The organism is Deinococcus soli (ex Cha et al. 2016), from assembly GCF_001007995.1.
Taxonomy (GTDB): domain Bacteria; phylum Deinococcota; class Deinococci; order Deinococcales; family Deinococcaceae; genus Deinococcus; species Deinococcus soli.
In genome coordinates, this window is the sequence record NZ_CP011389.1 from 2,023,000 (window position 1) to 2,039,743 (window position 16,744).

General features: G+C 72.1%; 17 protein-coding genes and 1 riboswitch. Of the genes, 11 read left to right on the plus strand and 6 right to left on the minus strand.

Going from position 1 to position 16,744, the window contains the following annotated elements; genetic code table 11:
• Positions 1 to 12: 12 nt before the first annotated feature.
• Genes SY84_RS10015 through pgeF form a run of 3 tightly spaced genes read right to left on the minus strand, consistent with a single transcriptional unit; the run spans position 13 to position 4,004 of the window.
• On the minus strand, positions 13 to 2,691 hold the full coding sequence (locus tag SY84_RS10015) for a type II/IV secretion system protein (protein ID WP_046843884.1): 2,679 nt from the start codon (positions 2,689 to 2,691) through the stop codon (positions 13 to 15).
• Between the two features lie 54 nt (positions 2,692 to 2,745).
• Positions 2,746 to 3,279 carry a YqeG family HAD IIIA-type phosphatase gene (locus SY84_RS10020; protein ID WP_046845122.1) on the minus strand — a complete coding sequence of 178 codons (534 nt, stop codon included), beginning with the start codon at positions 3,277 to 3,279 and terminating at the stop codon, positions 2,746 to 2,748.
• Positions 3,276 to 4,004 (minus strand): peptidoglycan editing factor PgeF, encoded by a 729-nt coding sequence (pgeF, locus tag SY84_RS10025; protein ID WP_245621317.1) that lies wholly within the window; start codon positions 4,002 to 4,004, stop codon positions 3,276 to 3,278. The genes SY84_RS10020 and pgeF overlap by 4 nt, the downstream gene beginning before the upstream one ends.
• 136 nt (positions 4,005 to 4,140) lie before the next feature.
• On the opposite strand from pgeF, the gene SY84_RS10030 reads away from it, so the two are divergent.
• Positions 4,141 to 4,935: an enoyl-ACP reductase FabI gene (locus tag SY84_RS10030; RefSeq protein WP_046843886.1), complete on the plus strand. Its 795-nt coding sequence runs from the start codon at positions 4,141 to 4,143 to the stop codon at positions 4,933 to 4,935.
• 56 nt (positions 4,936 to 4,991) lie between these two features.
• Here SY84_RS10030 and SY84_RS10035 read toward each other — a convergent pair whose 3' ends face one another.
• On the minus strand, positions 4,992 to 5,345 hold the full coding sequence (locus tag SY84_RS10035; RefSeq protein WP_046843887.1) for a winged helix-turn-helix transcriptional regulator: 354 nt from the start codon (positions 5,343 to 5,345) through the stop codon (positions 4,992 to 4,994).
• A 182-nt stretch (positions 5,346 to 5,527) separates the two neighbouring features.
• Here SY84_RS10035 and SY84_RS10040 point away from each other — a divergent pair, with 182 nt between their 5' ends.
• The 3 genes from SY84_RS10040 (at position 5,528) to SY84_RS10050 (ending at position 7,975) form a co-directional block, all read left to right on the plus strand.
• A complete protein-coding gene (locus SY84_RS10040) occupies positions 5,528 to 6,463 on the plus strand; it encodes an NADP-dependent oxidoreductase (RefSeq protein WP_046843888.1) in 936 nt (311 codons plus the stop codon).
• 79 nt (positions 6,464 to 6,542) lie between these two features.
• On the plus strand, positions 6,543 to 6,956 hold the full coding sequence (locus SY84_RS10045) for an isochorismatase family protein (protein ID WP_046843889.1): 414 nt from the start codon (positions 6,543 to 6,545) through the stop codon (positions 6,954 to 6,956).
• Positions 6,957 to 6,958: 2 nt separating this feature from the next.
• Entirely contained in the window at positions 6,959 to 7,975 is a 1,017-nt protein-coding gene (locus SY84_RS10050; protein ID WP_046845123.1) for a M42 family metallopeptidase, read from the plus strand.
• Positions 7,976 to 8,026: 51 nt separating this feature from the next.
• Here the strand turns inward: SY84_RS10050 and SY84_RS15925 are convergent, their stop codons facing one another.
• Positions 8,027 to 8,389, minus strand: coding sequence for a c-type cytochrome (locus tag SY84_RS15925; protein ID WP_157882955.1), 363 nt, complete (start codon positions 8,387 to 8,389; stop codon positions 8,027 to 8,029).
• Positions 8,390 to 8,543: 154 nt separating this feature from the next.
• On the opposite strand from SY84_RS15925, the gene SY84_RS10060 reads away from it, so the two are divergent.
• Entirely contained in the window at positions 8,544 to 9,269 is a 726-nt protein-coding gene (locus SY84_RS10060) for an IclR family transcriptional regulator (RefSeq protein ID WP_046843890.1), read from the plus strand.
• A gap of 214 nt (positions 9,270 to 9,483) precedes the next feature.
• Here SY84_RS10060 and SY84_RS10065 read toward each other — a convergent pair whose 3' ends face one another.
• Positions 9,484 to 10,998: a hypothetical protein gene (locus SY84_RS10065; RefSeq protein WP_046843891.1), complete on the minus strand. Its 1,515-nt coding sequence runs from the start codon at positions 10,996 to 10,998 to the stop codon at positions 9,484 to 9,486.
• A gap of 103 nt (positions 10,999 to 11,101) precedes the next feature.
• Positions 11,102 to 11,214, plus strand: a riboswitch (TPP riboswitch).
• Between the two features lie 175 nt (positions 11,215 to 11,389).
• On the opposite strand from SY84_RS10065, the gene thiC reads away from it, so the two are divergent.
• From thiC to thiD, 6 genes are all read left to right on the plus strand, one after another.
• A complete protein-coding gene (gene thiC / locus SY84_RS10070; protein WP_046843892.1) occupies positions 11,390 to 13,264 on the plus strand; it encodes a phosphomethylpyrimidine synthase ThiC in 1,875 nt (624 codons plus the stop codon).
• Entirely contained in the window at positions 13,261 to 13,890 is a 630-nt protein-coding gene (gene thiE, locus SY84_RS10075) for a thiamine phosphate synthase (protein WP_046843893.1), read from the plus strand. Before thiC ends, thiE begins: the two co-directional genes overlap by 4 nt.
• Positions 13,887 to 14,099 carry a sulfur carrier protein ThiS gene (gene thiS / locus SY84_RS10080; RefSeq protein ID WP_245621318.1) on the plus strand — a complete coding sequence of 71 codons (213 nt, stop codon included), beginning with the start codon at positions 13,887 to 13,889 and terminating at the stop codon, positions 14,097 to 14,099. The genes thiE and thiS overlap by 4 nt, the downstream gene beginning before the upstream one ends.
• 114 nt (positions 14,100 to 14,213) lie before the next feature.
• Complete coding sequence (locus SY84_RS10085; RefSeq protein WP_046843894.1) at positions 14,214 to 15,029, plus strand: thiazole synthase; 816 nt, start codon at positions 14,214 to 14,216, stop codon at positions 15,027 to 15,029.
• On the plus strand, positions 15,026 to 15,937 hold the full coding sequence (locus tag SY84_RS10090; RefSeq protein ID WP_046843895.1) for an NAD(P)/FAD-dependent oxidoreductase: 912 nt from the start codon (positions 15,026 to 15,028) through the stop codon (positions 15,935 to 15,937). The genes SY84_RS10085 and SY84_RS10090 overlap by 4 nt, the downstream gene beginning before the upstream one ends.
• Positions 15,934 to 16,704 carry a bifunctional hydroxymethylpyrimidine kinase/phosphomethylpyrimidine kinase gene (thiD, locus tag SY84_RS10095; RefSeq protein ID WP_046843896.1) on the plus strand — a complete coding sequence of 257 codons (771 nt, stop codon included), beginning with the start codon at positions 15,934 to 15,936 and terminating at the stop codon, positions 16,702 to 16,704. Before SY84_RS10090 ends, thiD begins: the two co-directional genes overlap by 4 nt.
• Positions 16,705 to 16,744 lie beyond the last annotated feature (40 nt).

A 16,744-nucleotide genomic window follows, 5' to 3' on the forward strand; every position in this document is an offset into this window, starting at 1 on the left:
GGGCGGTCAGGGTTACTTGCTGGTGACGGCCAGGACCTCTTCGAGGGTCGTGACGCCCTTAAGGGCCTTCTCGATGCCGTCCTGACGGAGGGTCTTCATGCCGCTCTGGGTCATGGCGACCTCGGTGATCTCGGTGGCGTTCTTGCCCGAACCGATCGCGACGCGCAGCGGTTCGTCGATGACCATCAGTTCGTGGATGCCCATGCGGCCCTTGTAGCCGGTACCGCCGCAGCGGTTGCAGCCCGCGCCGCGCATCAGCTGCGCGCCGCGCAGGTCCCGCTCGGTGATCCCGAGGCGGCGCAGGACGTCCGGGTCGGCGTTCGTGGGCGCCTTGCAGTCCGGGCAGACCTTGCGCACGAGTCGCTGCGCGACCACGCCCACCACGGCCGCGCCGATGTTGAAGTGCTCGACGCCCATCTCCTCCAGACGCACAATCGCGCCCGGCGCGTCGTTCGTGTGCAGCGTGGCCAGCACGAGGTGACCGGTCAGCGCGGCCTCCACGGCGATCTTGGCGGTCTCGGTGTCGCGGATCTCGCCCACGAAGATGATGTCCGGGTCCTGGCGCAGGAAGGCGCGCAGCGCGCGGGCGAAGGTCATGCCCGCCGCATTGTTCACCTGCGACTGCACGATACCCGGAATCTCGTACTCGACCGGGTCCTCGATGGTGGTGGTGTTCTTCTCCGGCACCGCGATGCGCTTCAGCGTCGAGAAGGAGGTGAAGGATTTGCCCGAACCGGTCGGGCCGGTCACCAAGAAGATGCCGTTGGGTTTGTGAATGGTGTCCAGGTAGCGCTGATAGTTGTGCTCACTGAAGCCCAGCTGCTCGACTTCCGGGATGTTGCTGGCCTTCTGCAGCAGACGCATCACGGCCTTCTCGCCGTACACGGTGGGCAGCGTGGACAGTCGCAGGTCCAGGTCGATGCTGCCCTTCTTGAAGCGCACGCGGCCGTCCTGCGGCACGCGCCGCTCGCTGATGTCGAGGTGCCCCATGATCTTGATGCGCGCCAGGATGCTCTGCGAGCTGCCCTTGGGCAGTTCGTTCTGCTCGCGCAGGATGCCGTCCACGCGGTAACGGACCTTCAGGGCCGTCTCGGTCGGCTCGATGTGGATGTCGCTGGCCTCCTGCAGCGCCGCCTCGCGGATGATGTTGTCCACGACGCGCACCACGGCGTTGTCGTCCAGTCCAGCCGTGAGGTCCTCGGCGTCCTGGCGTTTGCCTGCCGTCTCGCGCTCCTTGCTCTCCTTGGCGAGCTGCTGGTTCAGGTTCGCCATGTCCTGACTGCCGAAGTACCGCTCGATCAGGCGGGTGATGTCCTTTTCCGCCATGACCGCCGGGACGATGTCGCGCCCGGTGATCAGCTTCAGGTCGTCCAGCGCGAACACGTTGCGCGGGTCCTTCATAGCCACGACCAGCGACTCGCCCTGCAACCGGACCGGCACCACGCCGTAGCGGCGGGCGGTCGTCTCGGGGATCATCAGCGCGACCTTGTTGTCCGGCGGGTTCTGGACGGGGTCCAGGAACTCGTAGCCGAGCTGCGCGGCCAGCGAACGCGCCAGCATCTCCGGGCTGAGCTTCCCGGACTGCACCAGCGTGTCCTCCAGGCGCCCGCCCCCGGCGTTCTGCTTCTGCAGGGCGTTGTCGATCTCGTCGGCGGCGGCGAAGCCCAGGTCGACGATCACCTCGCCCAGCGGCTTGACGCGGCCCTCGCGGGCCTGCACCTGCAGCGCCTCGCGCAGCTGCTCGCGCGACAGGGTGCCCTGCTGCACCATCTGCTCGCCCAGCCGCCCACGCTGCGGGTAGAAGCGCTCGATCAGCGTCTCGATGTCACGCGGTTTGGCCAGCACGAGCTGCACGGGCCGCCCGACCAGCGCCTCGATGTCCTCGCGCTTGCGCGGGTCGCTGGCCACGACCGTCACCCCGTAATCGGTCTCATCGACCGGCACGGCAGTCAGGCGCAGCGCGTCGGCGCGCAGCATGCTGCCCAGCACGTCCTCGCTGGGCTGGAAGTCACGCGGGTTGCGCAGGAACACCGCGCCGACCTGCTCGGCCAGCACCTCGTACAGCTGGTCCTCACTGATGATCCGCTGCGCGATCAGGGTGCTGCCCAGCGGCTCGCCGGTCTGCTGCTGCGCGTCGAGCGCCACCTGCAGCTGCGCGTCACTGATCAGGCCGCGGCTGATCAGGCGCTGGCCCAGCATCCCGCCCGCCGGTCCGCCCTCGGCCTCGGCGGGCGCCTCGACCGTCAGGTGCAGTTCCGGGTAGTACGTGGCGATCGCCCACATGATCTGGTCGCGCAGCGCCTGGTACACCTCGATGTTCAGGCCGCTGTCGTCCTCGAGCGCCTCGATGGCCATGCTCGACAGGGGGTCCACGATCGCGACGCGCAGCGTCTGGCCGTCCAGCGCGAACGGGAACGCCTGGTACTGCATGGCCGTCTGGGCGCGCACGGCCTGCAGCGCGGCCGCCTCGGGCGTGACGACGAGCAGGTTCACGAGCGGAATGCCGAGCGCTTCCTCAATGGCGCGCGCGATGCGTTTCTCGCCGACCATGCCGGAGTCGATCAGGATCTCCGCGAGGCGCCCGCCGACCTCCGCGTGGCGGACCAGGGCTTTTTGCAGGTCCGTGTCATTAACGTAGCCCTGCTCGAGCAGGATGGCGCCCAGGCGCCGGTCACCGATGGAAAGAGCCATAACGTTTCAGTCTCCTTGCGTGAGGGAAATGGGGAGGACGGTCTGGACAGGCCATCAGTGGTGCCAGTCGTGCCCGTAGCGTTTCAGAACCGCGCGTTCCAGCCTGCGGGCCACGCGCGTATGAGGAAGGGCGTTGGTGACCAGAGGTCGGACCAGAATAGTGTGCATGCCGCTCAGGTTGCCGCCCAGCACGTCCGTGAACAGCTGGTCGCCCACCATGCCCACCTGCGCGGGCGGCAGGTTCAGGGCGCGCAGGGCCTTACGGAACGCCCGGGGGTTGGGTTTCCCGGCCAGCCCGACGCCCTGGAAGTCCAGCCTGTCCAGCCAGAACGCGGCCCGCTGCCCGGTCGCGTTGCTCAGGAGGTACAGGCCCACCCCGGCGAGTTTCAGGTCCCGCACCCACGCCAGGGTCTGCGCCACGCCCGCCGGGTCGTAACTGCCGTACGGCACCAGGGTGTTGTCGAGGTCCAGCAGCAGCCCGTGCAGGCCCCGGTCCGCCAGGAATTCCGGCGTGATGTGCGTGACGTGGTCGATCACGTCCGCCGGGCGCAGCAGGCTGCGGGAGGGGGCGGGGGCGGGGCGGCTCACGCGGCGCTCCCGGCGCGGCCGATCACGGCCCACATGCGCCCCGTGACGCCCGCGTCGCGCCGGAACGAGTAGAAGTCGCCTTCCGTGGAGCAGCGTCCACTGACCCACACCTGCGCGCCGGGCACGCCCGCGTCCAGCAGCGCGGCGCGGTTCGCCCCGGCGAGATCCAGGTGCGGGCCGTCCGCGCCGGGCTGCACGAACGCGCCCAGCCCGGCCCCCATGAAGGCGTCCGCGACGCCCTGACCCACCGGGTACGCGGCGGCGCAGATGCCCGGCCCCACCGCCGCGCGGATGCGCTCCGGGCGGGCGCCCAGCGCGGTCATGGCCTCCACGGTGCGCGCGCCGATGCGGCCCAGCGTGCCCTTCCACCCGGCGTGCGCGGCGCCCAGCACGCCCGCCTGAGGGTCCTCCAGCAGCAGCGGGTAGCAGTCGGCCGTGCCGATCGCCAGCAGCACGCCCGCCTGCCCGGTCACCAGCGCGTCCCCGGTCCAGTGACCGCCGCCGGTCACGGTCACCACGTCGGTTCCGTGCACCTGCGTCAGGCGGGCCACCTGCGCGGGCGTGAAGCCCAGCGCCCCGGTCAGCCGCGCGCGGTTCCCGGTGACCGCTGCCGGGTCGTCCTCGCGGTCATCCAGGTTCAGGCCCGCGTAGGGGCCGACCGAAACGCCACCCCGCCGCGTGGTGAACGCGTGCGGCGCGCTCAGGTGCGGCGCGTGAAGCAACATCAGCCCAGTATCGCGTGTCATCTCTCACCGGATTCTGACGCTTTTTGCACGCCTCACACCGTGAAGTGCTCCGCCCAGTCCGATTTTTTGCACCCGCATCAGCGCCGCCGGGCACGGGGTTGCTAGAGTCCCCCGCATGACGGTGCAGATTGACCTGAGTGACAAGACCGCCCTGGTGATGGGCGTCGCGAACGCCCGCAGCCTCGGCTGGGCCATCGCCGAGCAGCTCCTCGCCGCCGGGTGCCGCGTGGGCTTCTCCTACCAGGGCGAGCGCCTCAGGAGCGAACTCGACAAGCTCCTGACCGGCCGTGATGGCGTGTGGGCCCAGCAGGCCGACGCCACCAGCGAGGAAGACCTGACCGCGCTGTTCGCCCGCGTCAAGGAGGAATTCGGGCACCTGGACTACCTGATCCACTCCATCGCGTTCGCGCCCCGCACCGCCATGGACGGCCGCTTCCTCGACACGACCGAGGCCGACTGGAACACCGCCCTGAACGTCAGCGCGTACACCCTGGTCTCCACCGCCCGCCACGCCGAGCCGCTGCTGCGCCCCGGCGCGAGCATCGTCAGCCTCACGTACCACGCCTCGCAGAAGGTCGTGCCCAAGTACAACGTCATGGGCGTCGCCAAGGCCGCGCTGGAAGCCACCACCCGCTACCTCGCCAGCGAGATGGGCGCGGCGGGCGTGCGCGTGAACACCATCAGCGCCGGACCCATGCGGACCATCGCCGCGCGCAGCATCCCCGGCTTCGGCAGCATGTTCGAGAAGGCCGCCGAGGCGGCCCCGCTGGGTCGCAACGCCACCCCCGACGAGGTCGGCAAGCTGGCCCTGTTCCTCCTGAGTGACCTGGGCAGTGGCGTGACCGGGCAGACCGTGTACGTGGACGCGGGCTCCAGCATCATGGCCATGAAGATCGAACAGCCGAGCTGAACGGGGGGAATCTGTCGGGGTCGGCCTTCCGGTGTGGAGGTCGGCCCTCAGTCCATTCAGGTGTCCTGTTCCCGCTGGCGGTACGTTTCGCCCCAGGCGAGCATGGCGCGCACGATGGGTTCCAGCGTGCGGCCCAGCGGCGTCAGCGAGTACTCCACCTTGGGCGGCACCTGCGGGTAGACCTCGCGGTGCACGAGGCCGTCGGCTTCCAGTTCACGCAGCTGCAGGGTCAGGATGCGCTGCGTGACGCCCGGCATGCGCCGCTGGAGTTCCGAGAAGCGGCGCGGGCCGCCCAGCAGGTGGTACACCGCCACGGCCTTCCACTTCCCGCCGATCACGCCGACGGTGGTGGTGACCGCGCAGGTGGGTGGGGGCTCGGTGGGGGAGGGGTGCGGTGCGGGCGCCGTCATGCCCGCAGGGTAGCAGATGACAGTTCCCAAAATGTGCGTACCTACCTTGAGTGTACGTACTTGCCGATTCGTGGGCAGGCTGACACACTGACAGGCGCCGCAGGCGGGAAGCCGCCCGCCTGCACGTCCTCAGCCCTTCCCCGTTCAGCGGGCACCCTGACGTGCCCGGTGCAGGAGCACCCATGTCCATTCCCCAGACCATGACCGTGATTGAACTGCAGCAGCCCGGCGGCCCCGAGGTGCTGCGCCCCGCCACCCGCCCCGTGCCCACGCCCGGCCTGGGCGAGGTGCTCGTGCGCGTGCGGGCCGTGAGCATCAACCCGGTGGACACCAAGGTGCGCCGGAATGGCCCCCTGCCCACGCTGCCCGCCGTGCTGGGCTGGGACGTGTCCGGCGAGGTCGTGGCCGTGGGCCCCTTCGTGGTGGAGTTCGGCGTGGGCGACGAGGTGTTCGGCATGCTGGCCTTCCCCGAGCAGCCCGGCGCGTACGCCGAGTACGTGCTGGCCCGCACCGCGGACATCACGCACAAGCCCGCCACGCTGAGCCACGAGGACGCCACCGCCATGACCCTGGCCGCCCTGACCGCCGAGCAGGCACTGGAGAAGATGAACCTCCAGGCCGGGCAGCGCGTCCTGATCCACGCGGGTGCCGGGGGGGTCGGGCACTACGCGGTGCAGCTGGCCCACGCGCGCGGCGCGCACGTGATCGCCACGGCGTCTGCGCCCAACGTGGACTTCGTGCGCTCGCTGGGCGCAGACGAGGTCATCGACTACCGCGCCCGGCCCTTCGAGCAGCAGGTGCAGGGCCTGGACGCCGTGCTGGACACGGTAGGCGGCGAGACCGCTACGCGGTCCCTGGACGTGCTGCGGCCCGGCGGGTGGCTGGTGTGCATCGCCGCGCAGCCCGACGCCGCGCGGGCGCAGGCGCTGGGCGTGCACGCCGCGCGGATCCTGGTGTACCCGTCGCGCGCGCAGCTTGGCGCCCTGGTGAACCTGGCGGAGGCCGGGCGGCTGCGCTCGCACGTGAGCCGCACCTTCCCGCTGGCGCAGGTCGCGGACGCGCACCGCGCGCAGGAAACCGGGCGTACGGTCGGCAAACTGGTCCTGACCGTCCCCTGAGCCTGTGGGCGTGCCGGACAGGGCAGACCGTCAGCGGTCATGCCGTCCTGGCGGGCGCGGGGCCGCTATCCTGGGCGGCATGACCCTTTCCGCGCACGCCCTGCTGCTGCTGAACGCGCAGCGTCACGATCTGGACGACCGGCCCGACGAGCGGTCGGTGGCGCGCGACTGGGCGCACCACGTGGCCGACGCCCGCGCGCAGGGCTGGGTGGTGGCGTTCGTGCAGTGGGACGCCCCGCATGGCGCCGCGTGGGACACCTTCTCGAAGGACTGGACGCTGCACCCGGACTTCCGCGCCGAGCAGGGCGACGTGCTCGTGCGCGCCGAACTGCCCGACGCGTTCGCGGGCAGTGAACTGGCCGCGCAGCTGCACGCCCGCGCCGTGCAGCGCCTGCACCTGCTGGCCCTGAGCGGCACGCCCGCGCTGGACGCCACGCTGGCCTCCGCCGAGGCGCAGGGCTTCCGGATCGAGTCGCTGGAGGTGCCCGCGTGAACCTGGACTACACCCTGGACGTCCTCGTGCGCCTGCTCGCCACGCCCAGCCCCACCGGCTTCACGGAGGCGGCGGTGGCGCTGCTGGAGCAGGAGTTGCGGGCGCTGGGCGTGCAGCCGCAGCGGACCCGCAAGGGCGCCCTGACCTGGGAGGTCGCGGGGACCGGCGCGGGGCACGTGACGTTCAGCGGGCACGTGGACACCCTGGGCGCGATGGTCAAGGGCGTGAAGGACAGCGGGCGGCTGCGGCTGTGGCCGCTGGGCGGGTACGACTGGGCGACCGTGGAGGGCGAGGATGTCCTCGTGCACACCCAGGCGGGCCGCACCCTGACCGGGACGGTCGTGAACGTCCGCCAGAGCACCCACGTGCACGGCGCGGCCCTGCGGGACCTGAAACGCGAGGCGGCCGTCATGGAGGTGCGCCTGGACGAGGCGGTCTTCAGCGCCCGGGACGTCCGCGCGCTGGGGGTGCAGGAGGGCGACTTCGTGAGTTTCGACGCGCGCCCCCGCGTGACTGCGAGCGGGTACGTGAAGGCCCGCCACCTCGACAACAAGGCGGCGGTCGCGGTGTTCCTGGCGGTCACGCGTGAACTGCTCGCGGCCCCCGCGCCCGTCACGGCGGCCTTCCACGTCACCACCTACGAGGAGGTCGGGCATGGCGCCGCCACCGGCATTCCCGCCCACACGGACGCGCTGATCGCCGTGGACATGGCGGCGGTGGGGGACGGGCAGACGAGCAGTGAGCACGGCGTCTCGCTGTGCGTGGCGGACGGCGGCGGGCCGTACGATCACGCGCTGGGCAACCGCCTGCGCGCCGCCGCCCGATCGGCGGGTCTGGACCTGCGGGTGGACATCTACCCCTACTACGCCTCGGACGGCACCGCCGCGTGGCGTGCGGGCGGGGACTACCCGGTCGCGCTGATCGGGCCGGGCGTGGACGCCAGCCACGCCTACGAGCGCACCCACACCGACGCGCTGCGCGCCACGGGTGAGCTGATGCTGGCCTACCTGCACCAGTAAGGCGCGCGCTGGAGGTGGGTCCGGGCGAAGGCAGCCCGGGCCCGCCGCCCTTCAGGGCGTCGGCGTGACGTGGTCGAGCGTCTCGGCATTCAGTTCCCCCTGGGGCCGGGGTAGACCGTTCTCGTGCAGCAGGTACGCGGTGACGTCCAGCACCTCCTGCGGGCTGAGGGTGCCCCGGCGGTCGTCCGGCATGGTGTCGCGGATCAGGTCGTGCAGCGCGCGGGGCGGCAGCGTGCGGTACAGCGCCCGGAAGGCTGCGCCGTCCAGCTCGGGGGCGCTGACGCCCTCCAGCCGGTCGCCGTGGCAGATCGCGCAGGCCAGGACGTAGGTGGTCTCGCCGCGCTGAAGCTGCCCGGCCGGGGCGGGTGTGGGGACGGCAGGCGGCGTGGCGGGGAAGGGGGGCCCGGTGGCCACGGTACCCGGGGACGCGAGCAGGGACAGCAGGAGCAGGGGAGGGGCGCGGCGTACGCCGGGCACTCTAGTCGGGGCGGCGGGCGGTGTGGGTGAACCGGGTACAGTGGGGGGGACGGATGTATACAATCCGGGCTCGTCCCTGTAGGCTGGACGGGTGCTCTCTCTTCAGAAGGCGGCCAACATCCTGGGCGCATTCAGCGCCGAACAGCCCGAATGGGGCGTCCGTGCGCTCGCCGCGCACCTGGGAGTTCCCCGGGCCACCGCCCACGCGTACCTCGCCGGACTGACCGAGGCCGGATTCCTGCGCCGCACCCCCGCCGGCAAATACCGCCTGTCCTGGCACATCGCCGAGATGGGCGCCCAGCTCACCTCCTCGCTGCCGTGGTTCCAGGAAGCCCGCTCGCTGATCACCCGCCTCGCGCTGGAAGTCCGCGCCGTGGCGTTCCTGTGCATCCTCGAGGGTGACGAGGTCGTCGCCGCCATCCGCGAACGCCACCCCGACGCCGACATCGACCTGCCGCTGGACATCTACCTGCCCGCCACCGCCACCGCCAGCGGCAAGATCCTCTACGCCCACGCCGACATGACCCCCCGCACCTTCGCCGCCTGCACGCCCAGCTCCATCACCAGCCTGGACGAGTGGCGCACCGAGGTCGCCAAGGTCAAACGCCTCGGGTACGCCTATTCCATCGAGGAATGGGTGCCCGGCCAGTGCACCCTGGGCGTGCCCTACCACGCGCTGCACACCGCGCACGGCGACACCGACACGGTGGTGGCCGCCATCGGCGTGCAGATGAGCGCCCAGCGCTACCTGCGCGAGGAACGCCACATCCGCGAGCGCGTCGTGCAGATCGTCCGCGAGGCCGAAGCCCTCCCGTAACCCACCCCCACCCCAGCGCGCCGCCCGGCACTGGATTCCGGGCGGCGCGCTGCGCTGTTCATCCGGATTCCGCCTGTTTCGTTGACAACCCTGAACCACACCGGGTTGCCAGCTCCACGACCGGAACGCGTTTCTCTCCTTCTCGCTCTGCTCCGCAGCTCTCCGAGTCCGCTCGGATTGAACGGCTTTGCAGGCCATTTAACCGGAGTCCGTCTCACTCCTCGTACAGTTCGCCCGTGCGGGGCACCAGCGTCCAGTCGGTCACCCCCCAGCCCTGCGCGCCGCGCGCGAGGTTCACGATCATCGTGAAGCGCTCCCCGTTCACGTACTCGCTGTCGGTCTTCGCGTCCGTGAAGCCCACCGTGGTCGTCATGACCGCCTGCGCCCGCGTGGGCGTGTCCGTCAGCAGCCGCACGGAACTGAACGTGAAGTTCCCCAGCCGCGTCAGCGCGAACGCCTCCTGGCCCTTCCAGCCCGCCAGCCACGGCTGCGCGCGGGTCACGGCCGCCTGCACGCGCCGCTTCACCTCCGCCTGCTGCTCGGGCGTGCGCTTCACGTCCCGGAACTGCGCCGCCACGTGCCCCGCCAGCGCACTCAGGTCGCCCAGCAGGCGCGCCGTGACGCCCAGCGGTTCGTCCTTCAGTTCCGTCATCCCGCCCGCCGACACCCGCACCGGCAGGTAGCGGACGCTGCCGCTGCGCGCGTCCCGCAGCAGCGCGTCGTCCCGGCCCGACGCGCGGCGCACCGTGGTGGTCGGCCACACCGGCACGACCGGTTCCCCGTACCCGTCGCGGGTCACCGGTACCGACAGCAGTACGGGCCCCGCCATCACCTCTGAGCCCTGCGCGCGGTACAGGCGCAGCGTCGCCCCCTCTTTGCCGATCACCTGCCCCAGGTACGCCCGTACGCCCGGCGCGAGGAAGGCCCCGCCGATCCCACTGCGCCTCGCGTCCGCGTTCACCCCGGCCCGCGTGGGCCAGTCCCACATCCCGACATCCGACATGTCCTGCTGGATATCCGGCCCGTAGTTCGCCAGCCACGCCGCGAACGGTGCCTCCAGGCCGCGCGCCCACCCGTCCGCCGCGTCCGCCCCGCGCGTCAGCACCCGCGCCGCGTACTCCACCAGCACCCCACCGCTGAACCGCTCGTCCTCCGGCGCCGTCAGCGCGTACGCCTCCATGAATGCCGGGAACGCCCGCGTGTTCTCCACGAACCGCGCCCCGCCCGGCGTGGGCAGCAGCGAGTACACCACGGGCAGCGGCGCACTCTCCGCGAAACTCATCCCGTACCCGTACGCGAAGCGCCAGTCCGACCCGACCAGTTCCAGCGGCCCCCTGCCGTCCAGCTGCCGCGCCTCCAGCGTGTCACTGTGCGCACTGAACGCCGTCAGCAGCTTGCGGGGCGGGCTGGTCAGCGAGTACAGGTGATGCGTGAAACAGCAGTGCGCGCCGCCCGAGAAGCCCGAGAGGAGCACCTCCGGCACGCCGTCCCCCGTCACGTCCCGGCACCAGTCCACGCCCACCATCGTGTCCGTGACCGTCGCGTACGTCACGCCCGCCCGCGACAGGGTCACGCGGTCCTCCGGGTCGCCGAAGCCGTTCTCCACGGTTTTCACGGTGTACGCCCCGCAGGTGCTCAGGGTCGTTTTCAATGGCTGGGCATTCTGGGCATGACCAGGGGACAGGAGCAGCAGGGCGGGCAGGGACAGGAGCAGCAGGGCGCGATTCATGGAAACCTCCGGGACGTGGGACTCTCTGGCCTCATCTTCACCCGTCTGGACGGGGAAGGCCACCCCTGCTGTCGTGCGGGGCGCGGGCGGTGTACACTCGCCGCACAGTCACCAGGGGTGCCGACCGTCAACAGCGTCGGCTGAGAGAACACCGTGTTCAACCCTAGGAACCTGATCTGGTTCATACCAGCGGAGGGAGCGTGACGGGTGCCGAAACAGTTGTCGTGTTTCGCCCCCCTCCGACGCGTGAGGGGGGCGTTTTGTTGTTGCGAATCCACTGACCTGACCGACCCGACCTGACGGGCTGCCCTGCTGACAGCAGCCCCCACATCCGGACGCCCGCATGGGTGCCCGGCGGCCCCGTCCTGTTCCCAATTTCTTTGGAGTGCTCATGACCACCCTGACCCCACCCCTGACCGACCCCGCGACCGAAGCCCTGACGATTCTCGACCCGGAGTTGACCGCGCCGTTCCCGAACAGCGAGAAGGTGTACCTGAGCGGCACGCTGCACGCGGGCGTGCGGGTGCCCGCGCGGCGCATCCGGCAGTCGCCGACGCTGGAACGCGTGGGTGACCTGACCCGCACCGTCCCGAACCCGGCCCTGCTCGTGCCAGACACGAGCGGGCCGTACACGGACGCCCGCCTGAGCGTGGACCTGCGCGCCGGGCTGGGGCACGCGCGCCCCTGGCTGGCCGGGGACGCCCGGCTGGAACTGGCGCGGGAGCGGCACCACCCGGCGCTGGACGTCAGCGGCCCACTGCCGTTCCCGCGTGTGCCCCGGCCCCGCCGCGCCCGCCCCGGCGCAGGCATCACGCAGCTTCAGGCGGCGCGGCGCGGCGAGATCACCCCGGAGATGGAATTCGTCGCCCTGCGCGAGGCGCTGCGGCAGGAATCGGATTTCGACCTGACCCACCAGCACCCTGGGCAGGTCTTCGGGGCCGCCATCCCGCGTGAGATCACGCCGGAATTCGTCCGGTCGGAGGTCGCGCGGGGCCGCGCGGTGATCCCCGCGAACATCAACCACCCGGAACTGGAACCCACAATCATCGGGCGGAACTTCCGGGTGAAGATCAACGCGAACCTCGGGACCAGCATCGTGACCAGCTCCATCGAGGAGGAGGTCGGGAAGATGATCTGGGCCACCCGCTGGGGCGCGGACACGGTCATGGACCTCTCCACGGGTCGGCACATCCACCCCACCCGCGAGTGGATCGTCCGGAACAGCGCCGTGCCCGTGGGGACCGTGCCGATCTATCAGGCGCTGGAGAAGGTGGGCGGCGTGGCCGAGGACCTCACCTGGCACGTGTACCGCGACACGCTGATCGAGCAGGCCGAGCAGGGCGTGGACTACATGACCGTCCACGCGGGGGTGCGGCTGGCGCACCTGCCGCTGACCGCGCGGCGACGCACCGGGATCGTGTCGCGCGGCGGGAGCATCCTCGCGAAGTGGTGCCTCGCGCACCACCGCGAGAACTTCCTGCATACGCACTTTGCGGACATCTGCGAGATCCTCGCGGCCTACGACATCACCTTCAGCCTCGGGGACGGCCTGCGCCCCGGCAGCATCGAGGACGCGAACGACGCCGCGCAGTTCGCGGAACTGGACACCCTGGGCGAACTCACGCGCGTGGCGTGGGACCACGGCGTGCAGACCATGATCGAGGGCCCCGGCCACGTCCCCATGCAGCTCATCCGCGAGAACATGACCCGGCAGCTCGACGTGTGCCAGGAGGCGCCGTTCTACACGCTGGGGCCGCTCACGACCGACATCGCGCCCGGGTACGACCACATCACGTCCGCGATCGGCGCGGCGCAGATCGCGTGGTACGGCACCGCCATGCTCTGCTACGTCACGCCGAAGGAGCACCTGGGCCTCCCGGACCGGCAGGACGTGCGCGACGGCGTGATCGCGTACCGCATCGCCGCGCACGCCGCCGACCTCGCCAAGGGCCATCCCGGCGCGCAGGCCCGCGACAACGCCCTGAGCAAGGCCCGCTTCGAGTTCCGCTGGGAGGACCAGTTCAACCTGTCCCTGGACCCGCTGAAGGCCCGCGCGCTGCACGACGAGACGCTGCCCGCCGACGCGGCGAAGACCGCGCACTTCTGCTCCATGTGCGGCCCGCACTTCTGCTCCATGAAACTCAGCCACGACCTGCGCGCCCCCGACGTGCTGGCCGGACTGGAGGAGAAAGCCCGCGAGTTCCGCGCCCTGGGCGGCGAGGTGTACGTGCCTCGCCAGGAACAGGCACCGGAGGGAGAGGCGTGAACCTCGGTCGCCTGTACCTCGTCGCCACGCCCCGCGCCGGGCAGCCGGAACCCGAGTTCCTGGCGCGCCTTGAGGCTGCGCTGGACGGCGGCGTAGACACGCTGCAACTGCGCTGCAAGGACTGGGAGGCGGGGGCGTACATCGCACTCGGCGAGCGGGTGGCGGCGCTGGCCCGCGCGCGCGGCGTGCCCTTCTTCATCAACGACCGCGTGGACGTCGCCGCCGCGTGCGGCGCGGACGGCGTGCACCTGGGGCAGGGGGACCTGCCGCCCGCCTGGGCGCGCAGGCTCGCGCCGGGGCTGATGCTGGGCCGCAGCACGCACGCCCCCGCGCAGGCGCACGCCGCGCTGGCCGAGGCGCCCGCGTACATCGCCGCCGGGCCGGTCCACGCCACGCCCACCAAACCGGGCCGCGCGCCTGCCGGACTGGCCTACGTGCGCGCGGTGGCCGCGCTGAACCCGCCGCTGCCCTGGTACGCCATCGGCGGGATCGACGCCTCGAACGTCCACGAGGTGCTGGCGGCCGGGGCGACCCGCGTGGCGGTCGTCCGCGCCGTGCTGGACGCCCGCGACCCCCCGCAGGCCGCATCTGATCTGCTGGGGGCGCTGCGGGGGGTGCCCGCGTGACCCGACCCGCCACCCTGACCGTGAACGGCGAGGCGCGGCCCCTCACGCCCGGCCTGACCCTGCACGCCCTGCTGCGCGACCTGAACATCGACCCGGCGCGCGTCGCGGTGGGCGTGAACGACGACGTGTACCCCGGCGCCCGCGCGCCGCACCGCACCCTGGAGGCCGGAGATGTCATCGAGATCGTCCGCGTTATCGGGGGGGGCTGACCGTTCCGGGGCAGCGTGGGCCGTCAGGCCCTCTGCCCCCGAGCGGCGCGAGCAGGAACAGGTGCGGGTTCTGCGGACTGGAGAACCTGCGCGTCCATTCACCGGAGGTTCGTCATGAAGCAGAATCCGCACAGGCCCGACCCCTTCACCCTCGGCGGCAAAGTGTTCACCTCACGCCTGATGACCGGCACGGGGAAATTCACGGACTTCGGCGTGATGCGCGAGGCGCTCGCCGCGAGCGGGTCGCAGATCGTGACCGTCGCCATCCGCCGGGTCGAACTGCGGGCGCCGGGGCATGACGGCTTACTCGACGCGCTGGACTGGGACGCGCTGCAACTCCTGCCGAACACCGCCGGGTGCCGCACCGCCGACGAGGCGCTGCGCGTGGCGCGGCTGGCGCGCGTGGCGACCGGCGTGAACTGGATCAAGCTGGAGGTCATCCCCGACGCCCGCTACCTGCTGCCCGACCCGGTGGGCACGCTGCGCGCCGCCGAGGCGCTGGCCGCCGACGGGTTCACGGTGCTGCCGTACGTGCAGGCCGACGCGGTGCTGGCCCGCGCGCTGGAGGACGCCGGGTGCGCCGCCGTGATGCCCCTGGCGAGCCCCATCGGGTCCGGGCGGGGCCTGCGCAGCCCCGAGCTGCTGCGAACCGTGCTGGACGGCGCGCGCTTGCCCACCATCGTGGACGCGGGCCTGGGCGTCCCGAGCGACGCGGCGCAGGCGCTGGAACTCGGAGCAGACGCCGTGCTGGTGAACACCGCGATTGCCGAGGCGCGCGACCCGGTCGGCATGGCCCGCGCCTTCGCGCTGGGCGTGCAGGCGGGCCGCGCGGCGTTCCTGGCCGGACGCATGCCCGAACGCACGCACGCCAGCCCCAGCAGTCCGGCGGCGGGGGTGGTGCGCCTGCCCGACCCGGAAGTGCCGGTGTGACACGCACGCGGGAGGTGATCGTGGTGGGCGGCGGCCTGATCGGGTCGCTGGTGGCGTTCACGCTGCGACAGGCGGGTGCGGACGTGCTGGTGCTGGATGTGGACCGGCCGGGCGCGGCGTGGCGGGCGGCGGCAGGTCTCCTGACGCCGGACGGCGAGCGGCTGTGCGGCACGCCCCTGCACGCGGACGCGCTGGAGGGGCTGCGCCGCTGGCCCGCGCTGGCGGCGCAGCTGGAACGCTCTGGTGTGCCCGTTCACCTGCGCCCCGGCGTGGCCCGCGTGCTGCCCGGAGGTGGCCTGACCGGCACGCCGGGCGAGGGGAGCCTGCATCCACCGTCCGTGGTGCGCGCGGCCCGGCAGGGGCTGGAGGTGGTGGCCGCGCAGGTCCAGGCCCTCGGCCCGTCGGGCGGCGGGGTGCGGGTGCGGACGGACACGGGCGACTGGTTCGCCGGGCAGGTGATCCTCGCGGCGGGCGCGTGGAGCGGGGCGTTCGGCGTGCCGGTGGGGGCGCAGCAGGGGCAGGCGCTGCTGCTGCGCGGCGCTCCGGGCGTGGGCGCGTGGTACGGTCCGCCCGCGCGGGGGTTTTCCCGCTACGCGCTGTCCCGCCCGGACGGCCTGTACGTCGGCGCGACCAGCCGCGACACGTGGGCCACCACACCCGACGCCCACGCGGCCCGCTGGCTGCGTGGGGCCGCCCGGACGCTCGTGCCCGGCGCAGACGGGGCGGAGGTCGCCGCGCACCTCGTGGGCCTGCGGCCGGTCACGCCGGACTGTCTGCCGCTGGTGGGGCTGCACCCGACCCTGCCGGGCGTACTCGTCGCGGCGGGGCACGGGCGGCACGGGGCGCTGCTGGCCCCGGTCACGGCGGCGCGGGTGCTGGCGCTGGCGGAACGCGGGGTGAGTGCATGACGGTGCCCGTTGCGCTCACCATCGCCGGGTCGGATTCCGGTGGCGGGGCGGGCGTCCAGGCGGACCTGAAGACCTTCGAGGCGCACGGCGTGTACGGCACGAGCGTCCTGACGCTGATCACCGCGCAGAACACGCGGGGTGTGCAGGCCGCGTACCCGCTGCCGCCGGAGCTGGTGGCGGCGCAGCTGCGGGCCGTGCTGGACGATTTCCCGGTCGCGGCAGTGAAGACGGGTGCGCTGGGCAACGCGGGGCTGGTGCGCGCGGTGGCGGACGCCCTGCGCGGACGGAATCTGCCGCTGGTCGTCGATCCGGTCATGCTCGCCAAGAGCGGGGACGCCCTGCTGGACGGGGGCGCCCTGCACGCCCTGCGGGACGAACTGCTGCCCCTGGCGACGCTGGTCACCCCGAACGTGCCCGAGTGGGCGGCGCTGCGCGCGGCGGGCGTGCCGGACACCACGCCGCTGCTCCTGAAGGGTGGGCACGCGCCCGGCGAGACCGTCACCGACGAGCTGCGCGCCCACGGGCACCACCTCACACTGCGGGCGGCGCGGCAGCCCACGCGGCACACGCACGGCACGGGCTGCACGCTGTCGGCGGCGATCACCGCGAACCTCGCGCGCGGTCTGGCCCTGCCGGACGCCGTACGGGCGGCGCACGCATACCTTCAGGCCGCAATTCTCGCTGCTCCCGGCCTGGGCGCAGGATACGGGCCGCTGGGGCACCGGGCGGCCGGGCTGACCCTGCAATCCACCCCACATCCAACCTAACGCTCGTTAGGTACACTGGGGACAAGTCCCCATCCGGAGG

What these genes read in the sequence shown, in the direction of transcription:
- SY84_RS10040 (WP_046843888.1), top strand. Translation starts at nt 5,528, where the DNA reads ATGTCCATTCCCCAGACCATGACCGTGATTGAACTGCAGCAGCCCGGC.
- SY84_RS10045 (WP_046843889.1), top strand. Translation starts at nt 6,543, where the DNA reads ATGACCCTTTCCGCGCACGCCCTGCTGCTGCTGAACGCGCAGCGTCAC.
- SY84_RS10065 (WP_046843891.1), bottom strand. Translation starts at nt 10,998, where the DNA reads ATGAATCGCGCCCTGCTGCTCCTGTCCCTGCCCGCCCTGCTGCTCCTG.
- SY84_RS10085 (WP_046843894.1), top strand. Translation starts at nt 14,214, where the DNA reads ATGAAGCAGAATCCGCACAGGCCCGACCCCTTCACCCTCGGCGGCAAA.
- SY84_RS10035 (WP_046843887.1), bottom strand. Translation starts at nt 5,345, where the DNA reads ATGACGGCGCCCGCACCGCACCCCTCCCCCACCGAGCCCCCACCCACC.
- pgeF (WP_245621317.1), bottom strand. Translation starts at nt 4,004, where the DNA reads ATGTTGCTTCACGCGCCGCACCTGAGCGCGCCGCACGCGTTCACCACG.
- thiC (WP_046843892.1), top strand. Translation starts at nt 11,390, where the DNA reads ATGACCACCCTGACCCCACCCCTGACCGACCCCGCGACCGAAGCCCTG.
- SY84_RS10030 (WP_046843886.1), top strand. Translation starts at nt 4,141, where the DNA reads ATGACGGTGCAGATTGACCTGAGTGACAAGACCGCCCTGGTGATGGGC.
- SY84_RS10015 (WP_046843884.1), bottom strand. Translation starts at nt 2,691, where the DNA reads ATGGCTCTTTCCATCGGTGACCGGCGCCTGGGCGCCATCCTGCTCGAG.
- thiD (WP_046843896.1), top strand. Translation starts at nt 15,934, where the DNA reads ATGACGGTGCCCGTTGCGCTCACCATCGCCGGGTCGGATTCCGGTGGC.